The organism is Undibacterium sp. Di26W (genome assembly GCF_049340265.1).
In the GTDB taxonomy this organism is placed as follows: Bacteria; Pseudomonadota; Gammaproteobacteria; order Burkholderiales; family Burkholderiaceae_D; genus Undibacterium.
Genome location: NZ_JBMPOR010000103.1, coordinates 1 through 254, shown reverse-complemented (window position 1 = coordinate 254; position 254 = coordinate 1). Strand labels below are relative to the sequence as shown.

Here is a 254-nt window from a genome sequence, read left to right as displayed (position 1 = left end):
ACAGAAATAATTTTGATTATTTCTACTTTACTTCTTCTAAATTGTTAAAGAACGAGAACTACTTTTATTACTCTGTCTTTCGCTTTGAAAGTACAAACCTAAATCTCAACGTTGTTTTCTGTAGCATTCTTCGCTACTGCCGCTGACTTACGTTTGCACTGTCGAGATCTGGTGGTGGGTCTGGTTGGGCTCGAACCAACGACCCCCGCGTTATCAACACGGTGCTCTAACCAACTGAGCTACAGACCCGATTC

At 42.1% G+C, this 254-nt stretch carries 1 tRNA gene; it reads right to left on the bottom strand.

What is annotated here, in order from left to right:
- Positions 1-172 precede the first annotated feature (172 nt).
- A tRNA-Ile gene (locus tag ACO0LM_RS28835) sits at positions 173-249 on the bottom strand.
- Positions 250-254: the final 5 nt, after the last annotated feature.